The 338-nt window shown below is 52.4% G+C and carries 1 rRNA gene; it reads right to left on the bottom strand.

Going from position 1 to position 338, the window contains the following annotated elements:
* Positions 1–338, bottom strand: a 23S ribosomal RNA gene (locus N826_RS39395); the annotation flags it as partial.

Genomic DNA, 338 nt, shown 5'->3' with positions numbered 1-338 from the left:
ACGTTAGCACCCGCCGTGTGTCTCCCGTGATAACATTCTTCGGTATTCGGAGTTTGCATCGGTTTGGTAAGCCGGGATGGCCCCCTAGCCGAAACAGTGCTCTACCCCCGAAGATGAGTTCACGAGGCGCTACCTAAATAGCTTTCGGGGAGAACCAGCTATCTCCCGGTTTGATTGGCCTTTCACCCCCAGCCACAAGTCATCCGCTAATTTTTCAACATTAGTCGGTTCGGTCCTCCAGTTAGTGTTACCCAACCTTCAACCTGCCCATGGCTAGATCACCGGGTTTCGGGTCTATACCTTGCAACTAATCGCCCAGTTAAGACTCGGTTTCCCTA

The organism is Skermanella aerolata KACC 11604 (assembly GCF_000936425.1).
Lineage (GTDB): Bacteria > Pseudomonadota > Alphaproteobacteria > Azospirillales > Azospirillaceae > Skermanella > Skermanella aerolata.
This window is presented reverse-complemented; position numbering and strand designations above follow the sequence as displayed.